Genomic DNA, 20,708 nt, shown 5'->3' on the forward strand with positions numbered 1-20,708 from the left:
ACCATTATATAATCTGGAGCTTTTAAAAACCTTGATAAGTCTATGTTTGTGGAATAATTCAATTATCAATCAAATATAAAATCAAAAATGAAATCAAATTATTTAGTACTAATTACATGCTTACTAATAGCTTGTAATACCAGCAAAAGTTCAACTCCAGAAAATTCTCAAACAAGAGAAACTGAAAAGCTACATTTTTCTAAAGTTGACTTCAAAAAAAGCCCCCCTACATCAGATAATTATATCAAAAGTTTTACATTAAACAAGGATGCTTTTCTGAACATTCATTTTACTTTAGAACAACCGCTTATAGAGAGCCTTAAATTATTAGCTCCTACCCTATCCCAAGATCAATTATTAAACAAAGGGAATTTTCAATTTTCATTCTTAGTCAATGGTAAAAAAGTTCACGTAGAAAATCTAAATAAAGGTGCAGGAACTATAGATGCTAAAACAACCAAACTTAAATATATGGTTCCCTTACTCTATCCTAAACAGATTGATTTTTGGGGTTGGTTCACGTGGTTAAGGTTCATGAAATTAAGTGGTGGACAAGATATATTGACAGAAGGCAATCATTCCTTAACAATCGAGGTAAGACCATATTTAAAACAAGAAACAGTAAAAGTAGGTGCTGTTTTAGCTAAAGGGACTATCTCCATCAAAGTAGCTAAAATCCAAGTAGATGAAAACCTAATACCTGTTCAAAAAATCCAATCAAATAGTGGTTGGGAAATATCGAAAGATAGTTTCGATAATCGCAAAATAGAAGCGTTAAATAGAAAAATTGCTGAAAACAGATTCGAAAACATTAATGGAATCATAGTTATAAAAGAAAATAAACTTCTAATAGAAGAATATTTTAATGGCGAACATAGAAATAGTCTACACGATTCTAGATCTGTAGGCAAATCATTTGCTTCTACAATGTTAGGAATTGCTATACAAGATGATTTCATAAACAATGAGAAGGTTTTTCTAAAAGATTTTTACAATTTAAAATCCTTTAAAAATTATAGTAAAAAGAAAGATTCAGTAACCTTAAAATCTCTTCTAACAATGAGTTCAGGATTTCTTGGAGATGATAACGATTATAGTAGTCCCGGAAATGAAGAAAACATGTATCCAACAGATAACTGGGTTAAATTCTCATTGGATTTACCCATGGAAAAAAGTAAAAAAATAGAAACCGATTTCACTTACTTTACCGCAGGAGTAGTTATTCTGGGTGATATCATTCATAAATCTGTTCCTGATGGATTAGTTTCTTATGCGGATAAAAAACTTTTTAAACCACTTAATATCACTAATTATAAATGGCAATATACTCCTCAAAAAGTTGGTAATACCGCGGGAGGAATACAACTACGAGCCATTGACTTTGCAAAATATGGACAATTATACAAAAACAAAGGTACATGGAATGGTAAACAAATTATAACCAAAAAGTGGGTAGAGAAAAGTTTATCAAAACAAGTGTCACAAGCAGCTGCAGGTATAAAAGATGGGTATTATGGATACCTTTTCTGGAATAAAACATATAATGTTAATGGAAAAGACTATGAGGTTTCTTTTTGTAGTGGTAGAGGCGGAAACAAAATTTTTATATGTAAAGACATTCCTTATGTAATAGTTATAACTTCTTCTGCATATAATAATCCTAACGCACATCCTAATGCAGACAAAATAATGAAAGAATACATATTACCTGCAATTATTAATAACTAATAAAGTTAGCAGATATACTATAGAAACATAAGGCGGTTTATAAATATTCTTTAAGGTTTTACTAATTAATAAAACCGTCTTATGTGTTTTTAGACAACAAAACACAAGCTAATGCAACATGTGATTGTAATGAAACATCAATTTACATAAATAATGATCTGGCCATGTATTAAGAAAAAGCTATCACACATTAGAAGTTTAACAACATTTATCTTACACTAATGTATATATTTGATATTACTAGTCATTAAACAAAAGTGGAAAAATTAAAAAACTGTATTCTAAGTCAAATTGCCATTGAAAAAAAATCAATGGATACCATTCTTTCAGTTTTTGAACCATTAGAAATTGTGAAAGGTGATTTCTTTCTAAAATCAGGAAGGATTTGTCGCCAAATGGCCTTTATTGAATCTGGTTATATGAGAATGTATGACATTGCAGATGGAAAAGAAATAACCTTATGGATTGGTAGTAGTGGTAAATTTATCACTTCGCTTTCAAGCTTCATTTTCCAAACAACAAATAACTGGAACATACAAGCAATTACAGACTGCAAACTATATGTAATCAACCGAGAAAATCATTTTAGGCTAAATAAAACTGAGCCCAAATGGTTAGAGTTTGATAATATGTTATTGGCACATTCTTTTGCCTTATTAGAAAAAAATATGTTTGCTCAATTACATACTACAGCAAAACAACGATTTATAAGTTTACTAGGTGAAGAACCAGATCTTTTTAAAAATGTCCCATTACAATATATAGCGTCTATGTTGGGAATTACTCCAGAATCATTAAGTAGGCTTAGAAGAATGAATTAACTATCATTTGTCAAGAGAGATTAAACTTTGTTTACAGAAATTTGCTAAAACAAAATCTCATTCAAATGAATAAACTACAAAATGCCTTAAGAATCAATGCCTTCTTCTCTAGTACATCAGGCATTATTTTGATTATATTAAATCAACAAATCGCAAAACTATTCGGTACCGATAACAATACCGTTTTTTGGATCGTGGGAGTCGTATTGATGTACTTTGCTTTGACCATTTGGTTTGAAATCAAGAAGCAACGAAAATCAGCTATCATTTGGATTATAACTCAAGATTATGCCTGGGTGCTGGCTAGCGTATTGCTCGTAACATTTAATCCCTTTCAAATTACCAAAACAGGGAACTTAATAATCAGTATTATTGCGTTAATTGTTTTATATATGGGTGTAAATCAAATGATCAAACTAAGTTCAATCAACAAATAACTTCCCGTAAGCCCAATAGATAAAACTAATCACTTTTGGTAATAATTATTCTAAAAGGTTTTATTTCCTAAAAAATAATAATGATTTTTTTAAAAACGTATACTGTACTAGCCAAGTATACGTTTTTTAAATAGACACAAAATATAAGGGTAAGGATGAGTAGCTTAATCGAAAGTTCATTACTTTTAATTCCCATTCTAACCCAACCAAGATGTTAGAATTTATTTTGACTATTTAAAAAGATAAATTTAACCATTATGAAAACCTACAATATGACTAGTCTCTTAAAAAATATAATTGCATTCGTGCTACTCTTATTTAATTGTACATTAGTATTAGGGCAATCGATTAACTATACAGCGTCTACAGATATTATAGCAAACCCTGAAAGGGGATTACAAAAATATTCTATTACATCCAGTGAGTACGCAACGACTGCGGATTTTAGCAACTTATCTGTTAGCACTTTAAATAATTGGAAGACAAGTACGGACAAAGTAACTGTTGTATACCGTTATTTTCTTTTAGATGCATTTTTAAATACAGATATTAACGCTACTTTTTTAGATAATATACAGGGGGATTTCGATAATGTAAGAACTGCTGGTCTTAAAATAATTGTGAGATTTTCTTATTCTAATTCACAAGGAACTTCGGCACAGCAACCAAGCAAATCACAAATATTAACGCATATTTCTCAACTTTCTACAGTATTAAACACCAATAAAGATGTTATTTTTTCTGTTCAAGCGGGTTTTATTGGTACTTGGGGGGAATGGTATTATACAAACTCTACAGAATTTGGTACCGATGGTAGTATCTCAGAAACTCAATGGGCTAATCGCAAAGAAATAGTAGATGCAATGTTAGCAGCTACACCAATAGAAGTTCCCATCCAAGTTAGATATGCCGCTATTAAAACTACGATGTATGGTGATACGCAACTAAATGAACAAACCGCCTATCAAAATAACGAAAATGCTAGAATTGGATTCTATAATGATGCGTTCTTAAATGATTTTGGTGATCAAGGAACCTACGGAGTGTCATCGCAATGCGAAAATCCTGTTGGGGCAATTGATTACTCTTATATTTCTAACGAAACCAAGTATTTACCAATGACGGGAGAGACTAATGGTATAAATACTTGCGATAATGGTTTTAGAACGAGCGGCGCTAATGCGTTAAATGAATTAAATTTAACCAATTGGACAACCATAAACAGAGATTACTATACACCCTTTTGGACTCAGGCAATCAACTCTGGTCATTATGATGATATTGTAAAAAACGTCGGATACAGATTTGTTTTAAATTCATCAACGATAACGACTAACAATAGTGATTTTGACCTAAGTTTAGATATCACAAATGTCGGTTTCGCAAGACCTTTTAAAAAAAGAACTGTATATCTAATTTTGAAAAATACAGCTACAGATGAAATCATTACAGAAGTGATCGACACAGATATTAGAACTTGGGAATCTTCTGTTTCAATAACACAAAATTTTGATTTAGGGTTAACCGGAACATTTCAATTATATCTTTGGATGCCTGATACTGAAGCATCATTAGCATCTAATTCTGATTATAGTATTCAACTTGCAAACACAAATACTTGGCAATCTGAAACAGGCTACAATAACCTACTACAGACAATATCTTTAAACAACACACTTAATGTTGATGATTTTTCGATTACAGACAATTTCTCAATCTATCCAAATCCGGCATCCGATATTATTACAATAAAATTAAAAAAATATGATAGTGCAGAACTTGAAATTTTTGATATTAACGGCCAATTAATCAAAGAATTATCTGTATCTCAAGATTCTCAGTTAAATATTTCTGACTTATCAAATGGAGTTTATTTTTTACGTTTAAATAAAAACAAATTAGTTACTCGTAAATTGATAAAAAAATAAACATTATATTTTGTAATAAATCGTAATCACCATCAGTAGATCTTAGTCGTTATACGTACTGTTAATGAAACACAAGATTCTGATTATTCGAAGAATATAATGTTTAAAAAATCTAATAAAAACATAGAACAAAAGGATAAAGCGAATTCCAAGTTAAAAAGAATTGATAAACACTATTTATATGCCGAAATTCAAAGTATACTTAATTTAGAAAAAGGGTTTTTATTAACCGTAAAAAACCTCTTGATTAAACCGGGGCAATCTGTTCGAGAATTTATACATGAAAATAGAGAAAAGTATGTAAAACCGATGCTATTCTTAATTCTCACTTCTGTGATTTTTACATTTATTATAAATTCATTAGATATAAATTTTAGTCTTTTTAACATTGATAAAGTTCGAGGTTTCAGTGGAAAGATCCGGTCCAAGGAAATTGGAGATTGGACTCAAAACAACATTGGATATTCTCAACTTGCAATGGGTGTTTTTATTGGATTATGGATAAAGTTATTATACCGAAAATCGAATTACAATTTCTATGAAATACTAGTTCTTCTATCATTCATTTTAGGGGAATCCTTTATTATTTTAGGAACTTTTATTCTTTTAACGACAATTTTAAAAAGTCCAATTATAGGAGTAATTGGTATTATTATGTATTTTGTTTACATCGTTTGGGGAATTGGCCAGTTTTACGGAGAGAATCGGATCGTAAATTATCTAAAATCACTTTTAGCATATGTATTAGGTAATATTACTTACATGATGCTAATGGCATTATTAGCATATATTTTTAAATTTATATGATTAAAATAATACCCCCTCTTATAAACTATATATCTAAAGAACATTTAATAAACCAGTGCTGAAAGAACATCTTTATCATATCAAAACTGATGACAATGAACTCATAGCTCTTTGGAAATTGAGTTCTAATAATATATCTGGTAAACATATATTTTTAACTCACGGGACATTTTCTAATAGAAAAATATGTGACGGTATAACATCATATTTAATTGAAAAAGGATTTACCTGTTGGATAATGGAGTGGAGAAATCATGGAAAAAGTTCAAAAACCAAAAAAGAATTTAATTTTGAAACCATTGCAAAATTTGACATTAAATCAACATTCAATTTTCTTTTCAATATCCAAAACATAAAAAAAATAGATTGTTTAACTCATAGTGGTGGTGGTATTATCTTAACAATGTTTTTGATTAACAACCCGAGTTATAACCCAATGATTAATAGTATTACTTTATTTGCTGTACAAGCATTCGGAGCTGGAGAGACATTGAATAGTAAAATAAAAATAGTATTAAGCAAATATATAACCGCTTTATTGGGAAAAGTTCCTTCGAAAGCTGCAGGTTCTACAGAACAAAGCGAAAGTTATTATACCATGAAACAATGGTTTGATTGGAATTTAAAAAAGAACTTTATTGGAGCAAACGGCTTTGATTACTTAAAAAGGATGAATAGTATCAATGTGCCAATTTTATCAATTTGTGCACAAGGTGATGACTTTATAGCACCAAGGAAAGGTTGTGAAAAGTTTCTCAATGCATTTGATAACAAACAGAACAAACTTCTTTTCTTCTCAAAAGAAAATGGAAATTTAGAAAACTATAATCATAGTCGTATTTTAAAGTCTCAAAACTCAAAAAAAGAAATATGGCCCATTGTAACAAACTGGATTACCCAAAGAAAAACTGTTACTTGATACTACAGAATTAATTATTAAATTAGAAATATAAAAACCTAAAGAATAAAACTAACACTGATAAACAAAGGGTTGTAAGTATTTATAATTAATTATAAGTAGCGAAATAGTAACTATACGATCATTTTGGGTAGACATTTCGAAGCAACTTAAAATAATTAATAAAATGGCTAAAAATAAAACCACAGAAACAGAAGTAAACGTATTTGATTTTATCGAATCATATGTAGACAACGATCAAAAGAAAGCTGATAGTTATAGATTAATAGAATTAATGAGTGAATGGTCTGGTTTTGAACCTAAGATGTGGGGACCAACTATAATAGGTTTTGGAAGCTATCACTATAAATATGCAAGTGGTAATGAAGGTGATGCTCCTTTGCTAGGATTCTCACCACGTAAAACACAATTTTCACTCTATATTTATTCAAATACAGAAAAAAGTGATGCTCTCCTGACGGATTTAGGGAAATTTAAAATGGGGAAAGCTTGTATTTATTTTAAAAAACTAGCTGATTTAAATATCTCAATTGTTGAAAAACTGAGTATGGAAACAATCGCATATTTAAATGAACATCATGAATGTGCTTGTAGAAATTAATAACAATTGTAAGCCAACACTATTCAAAAATCTATTAAATCACATTTTATACTCACACGTTAGTACCAATTAATTTAAAATCAAATAAAAATGAAAGTTACTGTCGAAAAAAATGAAAAGGTTGCCAATATGATATTTGCGTCCATTTACCCACTTTACCTTAATAGGTTGGAAAAAAATGGTAGAACAAAAGAAGAACTCGACCAAGTAATTAAGTGGTTTACTGGTTTTGATGATGATGCTTTACAAATGCTTATTAATGAAAAAGTAACCTTTAGAACATTTTTTCAAAAAGCTAAAATAAATTCAAACGCACACTTGATTAAAGGAGTCGTTTGTGGTTATCGAATTGAAGAAATAGAGGATGAGTTTGAATTATATAAGCAATGTAGGCGCATGGAAAAGCTGATTGATGAATTAGCGAGAGGTCGCAAAATGGAGAAGATTTTGCGAAAAGAAAAGAAATAAAAACTGATATTAGCTATAACCATAGAAAATGAAAATCCCGAAAATAAAAGGAATAATCGACAGGCGCATTCTTATCAATTATCAAGTTGACAAGGAGATCTTGGAAAATTATTTACCGAAACCTTTTAGACCCAAACTTATTAATGGAAAAGGTATTGCTGGAATATGTTTAATTAGACTAAAAGAAATCAGACCGAAAGGATTACCAAAACAAATCGGAATTTCCTCAGAAAATGGAGCTCATAGAGTTGCAGTTGAATGGAATGAAAACGGAAAAGTAAAAGAAGGTGTTTACATTCCAAGAAGAGATACTTCTTCTAAAGTAAACTCTTTAGCCGGAGGTACTATTTTTCCGGGTCTTCATCATCTTGCTGAATTTACGGTTAATGAATCAGACGGAAATTATGATGTAGCATTTATTAGTGATGACGATACCTCTTTATCAATTGAAGCAAGTGAAACAGACAATTGGAACGAAGAAAGTGTATTTGATAATCTAAATTGCGTCTCAGATTTTTTTGAAAATGGATCAATTGGTTATTCTCCTGACAAAAATGACTTTGACGGATTAGAGCTTAAAGCATATAACTGGAAAGTATCCCTCTTAAATGTAAAAAAAGTTCACTCTAGTTTTTTTGAGAATAAAACTATTTTTCCAAAAGATTCTATAAAATTCGACAATGCACTTTTAATGAAGAATATTAAACACGAATGGATTGGATTAGAAAAAATAAAAGCATCTAAATCTATATAAAAAGCGGTTTATAGCTGTCTCGAAATAACTTATAAACAACATACCTCAATAAAGTATAAAACAATGTTTAATCAGAATAGTTCGATTACTAAAATCTACTACTATTTTTAAGCTAATCCGTTGTATAATTAAAGAAAACCAAAAAGTATACGTATTTCGAAATTCCGTATAAGATTCCAACACATCATTGTACTGATCTTTGCTCTATTATTTTAAATAAAAAAAAGATCAACATGAGTATCAAAAACCAATTTGGAAAAAAGGGATGGACCCCTGATAGAATCACATCACTTAAAGATAAAACATTTGTTATCACGGGTACTACAAGTGGTACAGGATATGAAGCAGCAAAAATATTGTTATCCAAAGGAGCAAAAGTAGTAATGCTTAATCGTAATCCAAAAAAATCAGAGGACACTATCGCAACATTAAAACAAGAACTTAGTGATACTATAGATGTATCCAATATACGTATGGATTTGGCAGAACAAGCTTCGGTAAAAAAAGCAGCAGAAGAAGTTCTTAAGACAGTTCCGCAAATCGATGCGTTAATGTGCAACGCGGCCATTGCTCAAGTACCAAAAAAAACCTTAACCGTTGATGGTTTTGAAAGTCAGTTAGGTGTAAACCACTATGGTAACTTTTTACTACAAGCGTTACTTTATCCAAGAATTGAAGAATCTAAAGGACGTATTGTGACTGTAGGTAGTATGGGATATAACTTAGGAATTAAAACCATACAATTCGACGATATGAATTGGGATCAAAATTACAGTCCTAATGGAGTATATAGCCAAAGTAAATTGGCGCAAATTATGTGCGTCTACGAATTACAAGATCGATTGAAAAAAGCAGGCAAGACCGATGTTAAAGCGTATGCTTGTCATCCAGGAGCTTCCAGAACATCATTGATCAAAACTAGTGGTAGTCTAGTTACTAGATTCGTGTGGCAAATAATGAAGTTGACTCCAATGGTACAATCTGCAGAAAAAGGTTCGTATCCCGAGTTAATGTGCGCCACAGAAGATGATTTAGATCAAAAAGGATTTTACGGACCTACAGGAAGAGGTTATTTTAAAGGTCCTGTTGGCGAATGTTCGTTAGAACCACACGCAAAAGATAAAACTGTAGCAAAAAAGTTATGGGAAGTGTCTGAAAAAGCGATAGGGTTAAAATGGAATTTATAAACTATATAATTGAAAAAAAAATAAAACATGGATATTCTAAAAACATCAACAGACTGGGCAAAAGCTGAACTTTTTTCGACACCATTTTTCATTCTTTTCGGAGTAATATTTATAGCTGCAAGCTTAGGTTTTTGGCAATTGGGAAAAACCGACATGGCAAGAGCTTACATAATTCCAACATTGGTAGCCGGCTCATTATTGGTAATTATTGGGTTAGGGTTATTTTTTACTAATAAATCAAGAATTACAGAATTTAAAAAAGCCTACAATAGCGATACTACAACTTTTGTTACTTCAGAACTCCAACGTACCCAAAGCACTTTAAACGAATATAAAAACGTTGTTTTTACTGCTGTTCCCTTAATTATAGCAGCTTGTGCCCTCTTCATTCTATTTATTAATACACCCATTTGGCGTGCTAGTATGATTACCACCATTGCCATGTTAGTTGTTATTTTATTGATTGACGGCACTGCCCATGCGAGAATTGATGTTTACCAGAAACAACTATTAGCAGTAGAAAAAGAATTGAAAAAATAAAATGAAACATTTTAAAACATTATCAGCTTATCTAGAATATCTGGAACTGCCTAGACCAGAACATCCTATGCTAAGTGTTTTTTCTTCTATTGGAAATAATTTTTTGCCGTGCACTAAAAAAAGTTCTCCTCCAATTACCAATGATTGTTATTCTATTAGTTTAAAAAAAATTGTAAAAGGAAGTTTAACGTATGGGCGTACCAAATATGATTTCACCAATGGTGCTCTATTTTTCATCTCACCAAGACAAGTATTACAATGGGATAACAACATGATTTTTGAACAAAAAGGATTTTCCATCAACTTTCATGAAGATTTTCTGAAAGGAACTGAATTAGCACATCAGATCAAAAAATACGGATTCTTTTCATACTCAGTCAATGAAGCGTTACACCTATCACCCAAAGAGGAAAAGTTGATCGAAGACATTGTAAAAAGTATTGATATAGAATACCAAAATAATCAAGATAGATTTAGTAAAGACATCATCATTTCCCAACTAAGTACTCTTTTTAAATATACCAATCGCTTTTACGAGCGACAATTTATCAATCGAAAAGATTTTTCTAACCATCTCCTAGAACAATTTAATAAACAACTGGAAAGCTATTTTGATTCAGAACAATTGCAAAAAAATGGAATCCCTAGCATTTTACAAATTGCCAATAAACTCTCAGTTTCGCAGAGATATCTAAGTGATACGTTAAAAAAAGAAACAGGAAAAACTTCTACCGAACATTTACACTTATACCTAATCAATGAAGCTAAAAATATTTTGCTGAACCCTAGCAAAACCATTTCAGAAGTAGCCTATGAATTGGGGTTCGAATATCCACCTTATTTTTCACGACTATTCAAAAAGAAAGAAGGTGTCAGTCCTACGGAATACAGAAAAAAGTATAGAATGAATTAAATCAGCTAATGCAACTTAAAGTATGTAATAGAGATGATTGTTATAATAAAAAGTAATATCAAAGTACAAATGATAAAGTATAGAAATCAATTAGAATTGGTAGACAAACAAGAAAAAGTTTAAATTGTACATCAAGTTTTATATACAATTCATTGTGTAACGCAAAACCTTGAAAAGAAATAAATTACTAATTAATCTTTAAGCATATTATGAAATCATCTATTTTGAAAAAAATAATTTTCACTTTCTCCTGTATTATAATATGTAGTGCATCAATTGCACAAGATAATGACTGCAGTTACTTTGGTTTACCCAAACCCAAAACAATTCCGCAAGATTTTAATCCTAAAATATTAAATTTAAAAGGGAGCTTTAAATTTAACGTTGAAATTAAAAAATGTGATGAGATCTATTTCACCACTATAGATTCAAAAGAAAACATCTACATATCAAAAAAAAATAATGGAAAATGGAGTGAACCAAAAATTGCATCTTTTTCGGATCCAAAGTATAGTGACGCTGATCCTTTTTTGACTAAAAAAGGGGATAGAATATATTTTATTTCTGAAAGACCAACCAGCCAAAATGATGAAAACACGGATTGGAATATCTGGTATGCTAATAATGAAAATGGTATGTGGGGAAAACCCAAGCCACTTCCTGAACCTATAAATTCAAAAGAATTTGATGAATATTTCTTCTCGATTTCAGATAAAGGAAATGCTTTTTTCTCATCTAACAGAGCTGGTGGTCAAGGTTCTTTTGATATTTACACTGTAAAAGTATTAGACAATAATACGTTTTCGGAACCAAAGAATGTAGGTCAACCATTAAGTACCGAAAAATATGAATTTGACCCATATATTTCAAAAGATGAAAGTTTTATAATTTTCTCAATCAACGAAAATGGTAATAGCAGTCTTTACTATAGTTATAGAAATAAAAAAAATAATTGGACAGAACCTCAAAATTTGGGAGATCAAATTAACATCACAAATCAGGATTTTGCGCCATCACTTTCTAAAGACGGAAAATTTATTTTTTATTCAAATAATGGAAAATTAAAATGGGTTAGTTCTGAAATAATAAGAATCCCTAACTAGAATATCTCACAATATTACTTACACATCATTATGGTTTTGTGTCACTCTTAAATAAAAGCTTGATTTAATAATATATGAAGATTGTAAAAAAAATATTTAAATGGATTTTATTTATTTTTTTAATTCCAATTTCCTATTTAATAATATCATTGATTCTATCTGCTATAACAATCAACTCAAAAACAAGTAATAACGATTTAAGTAAATCTATTTACTTAAGTACAAACGGAGTTCATTTAGATATTATATTACCAGAAAAAGATATAGATAGTATGCTCTTATCAGGCATCAAATATGAGAATATAGAAAAATACATATCATTCGGTTGGGGAGATGAAAACTTTTATATTAATACACCAACTTGGGGAGATTTGACTTTTAACAATGCATTCAAAGCAATGTTTTTGAAAAGTACGACATTAATGCATGTAACTCGATATAAACAAAAACATTCAGATTGGGTTGAAATAAAAATAAATGAGATTGAATTGCAAAAATTGAATACTTATTTATTAAATACCTTTGAGAGAAATGAAAAAGGAATGAAAATTTTATTAAAAAATAAAGGGTATTCTTCTAAGGATGACTTTTATAAATCTAAAGGAAGTTACTCTTGTTTTAAGACTTGTAATAGCTGGGTAAATACTGGATTTAAAGAAAGTGGGTTGAAATCTTGTCTTTGGACGCCATTTGATTTTGGGCTTTTGAATAAATACCAATAAAAACAAGTTAACCCTAAACTCCCGAAGATAATACTCTAGGAATTAAGCTAAATGATCAGTATGCTTTTTATTTGATGTATAGTTTGTTAAACTAAACAATCATGATTACCATATTATAAGAGACATTGTAAATCAATTAAAAAACGTAGTCATAAATTGTAAGTGAAATGTAAGACAATCTGTTATTAAACGAAAAATAGCGCAACTTATCGAAAACAAGGAATAATATGGAAAAAATAGAGTTAATTAGGTAACAATAATACTTGCAAAAGCACTAATCTATAGAACCTAAAAAGAATAATTGTTTATGGCACTTCAATCAAAATTAGATATCTACATCGGAGATACGCCTATTACTTCATTTAAGAAATTTTCTCTTCGACAAAAAATTACAGAACACCACGATTTTGAATTGATATGTAGGACAGATGTTTTAGAACAACTATCAGGTGAGATGGTATCTCAAACTAAGAACTTTTTAGGAGAATCCTTTGTGGTACAAATAAAACCATTAGGGTTTATAGGTGGTTATAAAGAATTAGCATTTAAAGGTATTGTAACTTCTGTAAATAGTACCAAGGGATTTCAAAACAGTACAGGTGACAGCGTTGTAATTTCTGGTAAAAGTAGTTCTATTATAGCAGATGATGGCCCACATTATGCATCGCATAACGATGTCCCTCTATCTGATATTTTACAAAAAACATTTCAGGGATATGACATTTCTATGCTAGCCCTTTCTTTTGATCCTACTAAAACAGATGCTTTGCATTATAGCGTACAGCAAAATGAAAGCTCTTATGAATATGCAACTCGTCTTGCTGCCCAATATAGCGAATGGTTCTATTATAACGGGAATACATTAGTTTTTGGAAATGCAAAGTATGATACCGTTCCTTTATCTTACGGAATTGATTTACAAGAGTTTTCTCTTGAATTGGCTCCAAAACCTAATAAGTATAAATACTTCACTAATGATTACTTAACTGATGAACAACACGAGAAATCAACAGCAGAAGTGAATACCGGTGTTAATGGATATAATCAGTTCACTAATGATAAAAGTGAAAGTATATTTTCTAAAGAAACTGCTGTTTATATTAACTCCTACGATGATGCCAAATTAAAGCAACGTCTCGATACACATGTAATACAACAGAAAAAAGCTACCATAGTAAATCAAGTAATCGTAAAGGGAAAAAGTGATAATCCTGGTGTTAACTTAGGAGATGTAGTTACAATACAAGATGATATGACAGGATATGGTTCATTTAGAATCATCAAAGTTACTCATACTGCCTCAGAAAATGGTAAATACTATAATGAATTTGAAGGAATTACAGCAGAGTTAGATGTATATCCCAATACAGATATGATGGCATTTCCTAAAAGTGAAACTCAGGTAGCTACTGTAATGGAAAATGTTGATCCAGATGGATTGAGTAGAATTCGTGTTCAGTTCCCTTGGCAAAAACCGTATGGAGAAATAACACCTTGGCTACGAGTCGTTTCCCCACATGCAGGTGGCGAAAAAGGATTTCATTTTATTCCTGAAAAAGGAGAAGAAGTTCTTATTGGTTTCGAAGGAGGAAATGCAGAACGACCATATGTAATGGGTAGTATGTATACTGGTACCGCACAACCGGGAGCTTTTCAGAGTGATGCAAATGATATCAAAGCAATTCAATCCAGAAGCGGTACGAAATTAGTATTAGATGACAAAGAAGGTTCTACAACCATAACGGATCAAGGAACTGCTGGTATAAAACTAGATGGGAACGGACTTTTAATATCACAAGCTAATGAAAAATTTGAAGTTAATGTTGGTGAGGAGTCTAGTACGCTTGTCATGGATAAAGACGGAAAAATTGACATTATAGCAAAAGAAATATTCCAAGTCGTTGTTGGTGAAAGTTCTTTGATCTTAAAAAAAGATGGAACAATAGAACTTAAAGGTAAAAATATCACTGTAATCGGAGACACTATAGGATTATCAGGTAACGATAACATAAGTGTAATTTCTAAGAATAGCCAGGTTTATCTGGATGGAAATGCAAAGATTATTGGTTCTAATGTTGATATTAATTAAAAAATAATCTTAAGGAATGTCTAAGAAAAAAAGACTGAGTTTTTTATTGGATGAAGAAGATACAACTTCGGGAAATGTGCAAGTTGATGATGATTCTTTTTTCAATCCGGTAAACAAAACAAATAAAATACGTTATCGTTGCGAACAAACAAATAGTACACACAGTGATAAATCAATAATTTTCCACGCAAACATAAAAAAAGAATATCTAGTAGAGTTTCTGAAAAAAGAAAAAAACATCGTGTTTAATTCTGTTCTAGAAGATTATGTTTATAGTTCAGAACCCAAGCACTTTGAAATTGCAATGGATGCATTTCGAGATTTAGAATATTGGAAAGAAAATATTTCGTTGCAATTAAACGAGAATGGAAAAATAAAACAAATTCTTAATCTAAATAACTTATCAGAATCTTGGATCAAGTTTAAAACCAAAGTATTGCCTGACACCGATTTTTTTCAAGAATTAAAAAAAGCTAATAAAAATGCCGCAAAGGATATTATTGACAATGGAGATATTGAATTTAAAAATGAAAAAAACCTCATAAAAACATTAGATAAAAATGTCTTCTATAACATTTTACTTGATTCTTATCTAATAGACTTAGATAATAAAACAAAAATAACTACTTTGACATTTATATCACAGATATTCCAAAAAGTAAAAGTTAAATTGGAGATCTCAGAGACTACAATTAAAGAGGATAATGATTTTATTTATAAAAGAAAAGTTGGAACATTAATTAGAGATACATTAGACAATGAGGAGCTCATAAGACAGTATAATTTGTTTTACAAACCAATGATACAGTATAACTTTACAGAATATAATTATATATACAGACAATCTTATCGCATAGATAAGAAAACAGGCTATATAACTGAAGGAAAAGCTGTTTTTTCTGAACAAATTAAGAATAACTATGAATTTATAACAGAGTTTAATCTTAAACAGGTAAAGATATGAGTGCAAAATATATTCCTAATAAAACACCCGTTGTTTGTACATATCAAACTAGCCCAGCTCCTAGTGAACTAATAGTAACTAGAAGTACCGTTACTGTAATGTATAAAAGTAAGAAAGAACCATTATTAACTATAGCGGATAAAAATATACAAGTAGCTTTTGCTTGCAAAATCCCTATGAATTTAGCAGGTTCGCTTTTTGCTTTTGGAGCTGGATTATTATTAGGAGCTGCTTTGATTTTATCAGGACCAATAGGTTGGGCTGTCATAGCCGTTGGAGCTGCCGTTATGGCCGCTGGTGCAGTAACGTATGTCGTTGCAAAGGTATCACATACTTGTACACCTAATCTAGAAGCTGGAGCCTGGTCTTTGCAACATAGTACTGTAAAATTAGACCAAAGTCCAGCAGTTACCCAAATGTCAATTATGACTTGTGGAAAATCAGGGATTTTAAAACCAATTCTTGATCCAGGTCTGGCTCAGAAAGCAGCCGAAGAAATTGCCTTTGGAAACTCTGTTGAGGTTGGTGCTAATATGGCAATTTCATTTTTGTTTGGTTTTGGTCTAGTTTCAGCTGGTGCAGCGGGATGGGGTGCAGTAAGTAAAATGTTTTTAACCACTGCTATAGGTACACCATTGATATCACTAGCGACAACAGCAGAAAAAGATATCATTAGATCTAATTCTTTAGAAGATAACAAAAGCTATGAAAATCTAAATAAAGTAGAAGGTCTTAGTTATGTGCCTGAATGGATAAGTGATACAGGAACTATAGATCCTAGCGACCCCGAAAACATTGGGGATGTATTAAGTTTTCAGAATTGGGAAGAGGCAAGAAGAATTTTAACAGAACGGGGAGTTGCAAAAGAGAACCTTCCTATATATGAAAGATTATATAGAATGCCTCGTTCCCAAAGAAGAGCAGCACTTAGAAGTCTTAAAAAAACAAATCCAGAAATAGCAAGAGCAATAGAAAAACATGGAAGAACAAGTCTTACTAAAGATCAAGTAAAAATAGAAAGAGCTAGTAATTCTGAAACAGTAAGAACAGGAAACAGACTAGCTGCAGCAAAAAAAATTGAATCATTTTCGGTAGTCGCTCTTATTCTCCCATTTGTTTCCACCTGGTTTACAGAAAGTGCAAGGAAAGAATTAGCAATTGCTGCTTCTATGGATTTAATAAGTGGACAAGGAACAATATCTGCGCAATCACCAATTTAATGTTTAAAAAAAATAATCTAAATTTACTTATTAAGATAGGGTATGGTTGTAGTATTCTAATAGGAAGTTTAATATTAATACTTGTGCTTATATCTATCTTTTCTAACAGCCTTAACTTTAGCTTTAAACTGCTTTATCTTATAATACCGATGATATTATATATGATATACCTAAAGGCTATCGTCGAAAAACATTATATCAAATTGGTGAGTAAAGAAATCTCTAGTTGGCAAGAAATCTCCTTAAAAATAGATAAAGTAATAACCTCAGAAGTTATTAAAAAGGTTTTTAACTATTATGGCATGGGTGCAAATGTTTATGAATACTATATCACTTTTTTCAACGAAGAACTTGCCAAACACATAACAATTAGCTCTATAGGCTACAAACCTACATATGACATCATATCCAATTGGAAAAACAGAATGATTACCGTTTTTATGAACACCGAAAATATACATAAGAAATATAATTATAATGAAAAGAAGAAAATAAGCAATGTAAAAATTTTCAGGTTCGTAAAAGACCGCCATAACTTAGAAACAACATATAAACAAAGTGTTCACGAGTTTGTTGCTAATAAAAGACAATTAGAAGGGCTTTTGATAATTTTTATACCGCTGTTTATAAGTTTTTTCTGTATTTATTTAATAATTCAATTATGAAAACTACACAATTACTTTTTTTAGGTTTGGCTTTTTTTATTATCAGTTGCTCAGAATCCATTACTACTACCGTAGCTAAGCAAGCTTGTCAATGTATTGAGAATGATACCGCTAAAGACACTAGAGTTTGTACTAATAAAGCTATTATTGATAACAAAGAGGTTTTAGAAAATGAGTATAAAGAACAAGGCATTTCTTTACTAAATGAAAACAAAGAGGTGAATCCATTTTATTTTCAATTAATATACATGACAATGTTACAAAGTGAATGTCCTGAATTAACTACTGGTAAATAGATTGGAATGATAAATTAAAAATGTGACTTTGATTCTCATTTATTCTTTATTTGATAGAATTATTAATGATGCTGAATTAACCATTATAGAGGATATAGAACATAACATTCAGAGTACGTGTAAATATAGTGTAAGAAAGTTGTAGATGAAAAAAGGGATGCTAGTATTAGCTGTTTTATTGATCATATTTTTTATTAGCAAAGATTTATTGTTTATTGTTAAGCCATATAAAAAGCATTCAATTTCGTCACTTTTAAAGGATAAAATAATAAAAGACTCTCTTTCATATGAATTTACAACTGTAACAATTAATTCTGTAAGTGAAATATATGGATTTAAGAGTCAACCAAACAATGTAGTCTTTGGCGTAAAATATTTCAACGCAGATAAATCCTGTTGGGTTAAAACTTTAGTGGATACACCTTATCTTTTATTTATAGGAACCAATAAAAAGGAAGGTGAAGTTATTGAAGTTCTTTATGATAAAAGTGCGGGTTGTAATACTAATAAAAATGCTATTTACGTACCGAATCAAAAAGATACCAGAGAAGTAAAGTATATTAAATTGATAAAAATAGGTGTATTATCATTATTTATTATTTTTTTAATTCGAGATATTTTTTTTAAAGCAAAAAATAGAACAGAAAAATAGTACTATAACGCATTACCAATAGGTTATTTATCTAGAATATATTGAATGAAAAAAGATATTTAAAAAATTAGTAGTAGGGATAAAAATCAGGAAGGTATTTTTAGTGATTTTACCGAATAATATTTATCGTTTTTTGATATAGATTCTAATTCTTTAAGTAAGTAAATAAGGAGATTAATAAATTAATATATAATCATTGGTTTTTCAGAATTCAACTACAATGAGTAGTTATTCACCATAAAAGCAGCTGCAGATTTTGCCGAGGAAGATATATCAAACTTAGCTTACTCCTTAAAATAGGTTACAGTTATGGTGTTCTATTTGTTGGTTTATTACTAGTGCTATTATTAATTCCCATATTCTCAGATAGCTTTAACTTTAGTTTTAAACTCCTATACCTTATCATTCCAGTAATGGTATATCTAGTATCTCTAAGAGTTTTTTTGTTGAAAGATAGGAATAGCAATTGATCTTATAAATTTGTTAAGGAGCAGTAGTCAATGATACCTTTTACTTAAATTGGGCGATCAAATTAATACACATGAAGACAATTTTCACCTCAACACTCTTTTTATTTTCTATTATTTTAACTGCTCAAACCGATCAAAGAATATATGATATTATTGATGCTGTTTCTTCGGAAAGAATTGAAACAGATATAAAAAAATTAGCTGGATTTGGCACCAGACATACCTTAAGTGATACGATATCCGAAACTAGAGGAATTGGTGCTGCAAGAAGATGGATCAAATCAGAGTTTGATAATATCTCTAAAAGTTGTAACAATTGCTTAGAAGTATTTTATCAAAAAGATTTGGTAAAAAAAGGAGCGAACCAACGTATCGTTAAAGATGTGATGGTAGTCAATGTAGTAGCAATACAGCGTGGTACAAAATACCCTAATCGGTTTATTATAATGAGTGGTGATATCGATTCACGTATTACTGATCCTACTAATTTTACTGATGATGCTCCTGGAGCTAATGATAATGCAACTGGAATGGCCGGAGCTATAGAAGCCGCCAGAGTTTTATCCAAATATAAATTCGAAAATAGCATTATCTATGTTGGTTTATCTGGCGAAGAGCAAGGTCTCTTTGGAGGAAAAGGATTAGCAAACTTTGCAAAAACAAAAAATTGGGAAATCATTGGAGTAATGAACAATGATATGATTGGAAATATCAAAGGGGTAGATGGTGTTATCGACAATAGAACATTTAGGATTTTTTCAGAGCCTACGAATCTCACTGATGATCAAAAAACAGTAGAAAGAAGACGTTTTTATGGAGGTGAAGTAGATGGAATATCCCGTCAATTAGCTCGCTACATCCATAAAACTACTAAAACATATATGCCAGAAATGAATCCTATGATGGTTTATCGTTTAGATCGTTTTGGTCGTGGTGGCCATCATCGTCCATTTAATGATGCTGGTTTTGCTGGAATCCGTATTATGGAAGCGCACGAAAATTATACGCAACAACATCAAGATATAAGAGAAGAAGACGGTATTAAATATGGAGATGTAGTTGAACATGTTAATTTTGAATATGCCGCAAAACTCACAGCTGTAAATGTAATTAATATGGCGAGTATCGGTTGGGCGCCTCCCGCTCCTACTGAAGTTAAAATCGGAGGGATTGTAGAACCATCAGTTAAATTTAGATGGAAAAAATCAGATGACCCTAATATCAAAGGATATAAAATTTACTGGAGAGATACTACTTCTCCTACTTGGGATCATAGCCGATTTGTTGGCAGTGTAGACAACTTTACGTTAAATGGTATTGTTATTGACAATTACTTTTTTGGTATATCTGCAGTAGGAAAAAATGGTCATGAAAGTCCAGTAGTATTTCCATCTGGGATATTTAGAAAATAAACTATTTCTAAG

21 protein-coding genes are annotated in these 20,708 nt (G+C 30.7%); all 21 read left to right on the forward strand.

Annotated features, from left to right (window positions below; translation table 11 throughout):
* The first annotated feature begins 87 nt into the window (after positions 1–87).
* Complete coding sequence (locus H526_RS0105615; RefSeq protein ID WP_035084565.1) at positions 88–1,728, forward strand: serine hydrolase domain-containing protein; 1,641 nt, start codon at positions 88–90, stop codon at positions 1,726–1,728.
* 257 nt (positions 1,729–1,985) lie between these two features.
* The gene (locus H526_RS0105620; protein WP_051335997.1) at positions 1,986–2,549 is read left to right on the forward strand and encodes a Crp/Fnr family transcriptional regulator; all 564 of its coding nucleotides are present in this window, start codon (positions 1,986–1,988) and stop codon (positions 2,547–2,549) included.
* Between the two features lie 65 nt (positions 2,550–2,614).
* Positions 2,615–2,986, forward strand: a complete 372-nt coding sequence (locus H526_RS0105625) for a hypothetical protein (RefSeq protein ID WP_027392094.1) — start codon at positions 2,615–2,617, stop codon at positions 2,984–2,986.
* Between the two features lie 257 nt (positions 2,987–3,243).
* On the forward strand, positions 3,244–4,914 hold the full coding sequence (locus H526_RS0105630; protein WP_027392095.1) for a T9SS type A sorting domain-containing protein: 1,671 nt from the start codon (positions 3,244–3,246) through the stop codon (positions 4,912–4,914).
* A 99-nt stretch (positions 4,915–5,013) separates the two neighbouring features.
* Positions 5,014–5,721 carry a DUF3667 domain-containing protein gene (locus H526_RS0105635; protein ID WP_118385525.1) on the forward strand — a complete coding sequence of 236 codons (708 nt, stop codon included), beginning with the start codon at positions 5,014–5,016 and terminating at the stop codon, positions 5,719–5,721.
* Between the two features lie 55 nt (positions 5,722–5,776).
* Entirely contained in the window at positions 5,777–6,640 is an 864-nt protein-coding gene (locus tag H526_RS0105640; protein ID WP_027392097.1) for an alpha/beta fold hydrolase, read from the forward strand.
* Between the two features lie 166 nt (positions 6,641–6,806).
* Entirely contained in the window at positions 6,807–7,241 is a 435-nt protein-coding gene (locus tag H526_RS0105645) for a DUF1801 domain-containing protein (protein ID WP_027392098.1), read from the forward strand.
* A gap of 90 nt (positions 7,242–7,331) precedes the next feature.
* Positions 7,332–7,709 carry a DUF2200 domain-containing protein gene (locus H526_RS0105650; RefSeq protein WP_035084569.1) on the forward strand — a complete coding sequence of 126 codons (378 nt, stop codon included), beginning with the start codon at positions 7,332–7,334 and terminating at the stop codon, positions 7,707–7,709.
* A gap of 28 nt (positions 7,710–7,737) precedes the next feature.
* Complete coding sequence (locus tag H526_RS0105655) at positions 7,738–8,463, forward strand: DUF2071 domain-containing protein (RefSeq protein WP_027392100.1); 726 nt, start codon at positions 7,738–7,740, stop codon at positions 8,461–8,463.
* A gap of 233 nt (positions 8,464–8,696) precedes the next feature.
* Positions 8,697–9,650 (forward strand): SDR family oxidoreductase, encoded by a 954-nt coding sequence (locus H526_RS0105660; RefSeq protein ID WP_027392101.1) that lies wholly within the window; start codon positions 8,697–8,699, stop codon positions 9,648–9,650.
* Positions 9,651–9,677: 27 nt separating this feature from the next.
* Complete coding sequence (locus H526_RS0105665) at positions 9,678–10,190, forward strand: hypothetical protein (protein WP_027392102.1); 513 nt, start codon at positions 9,678–9,680, stop codon at positions 10,188–10,190.
* 1 nt (position 10,191) lies between these two features.
* Positions 10,192–11,103: a helix-turn-helix domain-containing protein gene (locus H526_RS0105670; protein ID WP_027392103.1), complete on the forward strand. Its 912-nt coding sequence runs from the start codon at positions 10,192–10,194 to the stop codon at positions 11,101–11,103.
* Between the two features lie 224 nt (positions 11,104–11,327).
* Positions 11,328–12,206, forward strand: a complete 879-nt coding sequence (locus tag H526_RS0105675) for a TolB family protein (RefSeq protein WP_162144477.1) — start codon at positions 11,328–11,330, stop codon at positions 12,204–12,206.
* A 74-nt stretch (positions 12,207–12,280) separates the two neighbouring features.
* Complete coding sequence (locus tag H526_RS0105680; protein ID WP_027392105.1) at positions 12,281–12,928, forward strand: DUF2459 domain-containing protein; 648 nt, start codon at positions 12,281–12,283, stop codon at positions 12,926–12,928.
* Between the two features lie 307 nt (positions 12,929–13,235).
* On the forward strand, positions 13,236–15,017 hold the full coding sequence (locus H526_RS0105685; RefSeq protein WP_027392106.1) for a type VI secretion system Vgr family protein: 1,782 nt from the start codon (positions 13,236–13,238) through the stop codon (positions 15,015–15,017).
* Between the two features lie 16 nt (positions 15,018–15,033).
* Positions 15,034–15,981 (forward strand): hypothetical protein, encoded by a 948-nt coding sequence (locus tag H526_RS0105690; protein WP_027392107.1) that lies wholly within the window; start codon positions 15,034–15,036, stop codon positions 15,979–15,981.
* The gene (locus H526_RS0105695) at positions 15,978–17,201 is read left to right on the forward strand and encodes a PAAR-like protein (protein ID WP_027392108.1); all 1,224 of its coding nucleotides are present in this window, start codon (positions 15,978–15,980) and stop codon (positions 17,199–17,201) included. The genes H526_RS0105690 and H526_RS0105695 overlap by 4 nt, the downstream gene beginning before the upstream one ends.
* Positions 17,202–17,407: 206 nt before the next feature.
* Positions 17,408–17,866 carry a hypothetical protein gene (locus tag H526_RS0105700; RefSeq protein WP_155839627.1) on the forward strand — a complete coding sequence of 153 codons (459 nt, stop codon included), beginning with the start codon at positions 17,408–17,410 and terminating at the stop codon, positions 17,864–17,866.
* On the forward strand, positions 17,863–18,162 hold the full coding sequence (locus H526_RS0105705; protein WP_027392110.1) for a hypothetical protein: 300 nt from the start codon (positions 17,863–17,865) through the stop codon (positions 18,160–18,162). The genes H526_RS0105700 and H526_RS0105705 overlap by 4 nt, the downstream gene beginning before the upstream one ends.
* A gap of 145 nt (positions 18,163–18,307) precedes the next feature.
* Positions 18,308–18,814, forward strand: a complete 507-nt coding sequence (locus H526_RS0105710) for a hypothetical protein (RefSeq protein WP_027392111.1) — start codon at positions 18,308–18,310, stop codon at positions 18,812–18,814.
* 541 nt (positions 18,815–19,355) lie between these two features.
* Positions 19,356–20,696, forward strand: a complete 1,341-nt coding sequence (locus H526_RS0105715; RefSeq protein WP_027392112.1) for a M28 family peptidase — start codon at positions 19,356–19,358, stop codon at positions 20,694–20,696.
* Positions 20,697–20,708: the final 12 nt, after the last annotated feature.

It is taken from the genome of Aquimarina latercula DSM 2041 (assembly GCF_000430645.1).
Taxonomy (GTDB): Bacteria; Bacteroidota; Bacteroidia; order Flavobacteriales; family Flavobacteriaceae; genus Aquimarina; species Aquimarina latercula.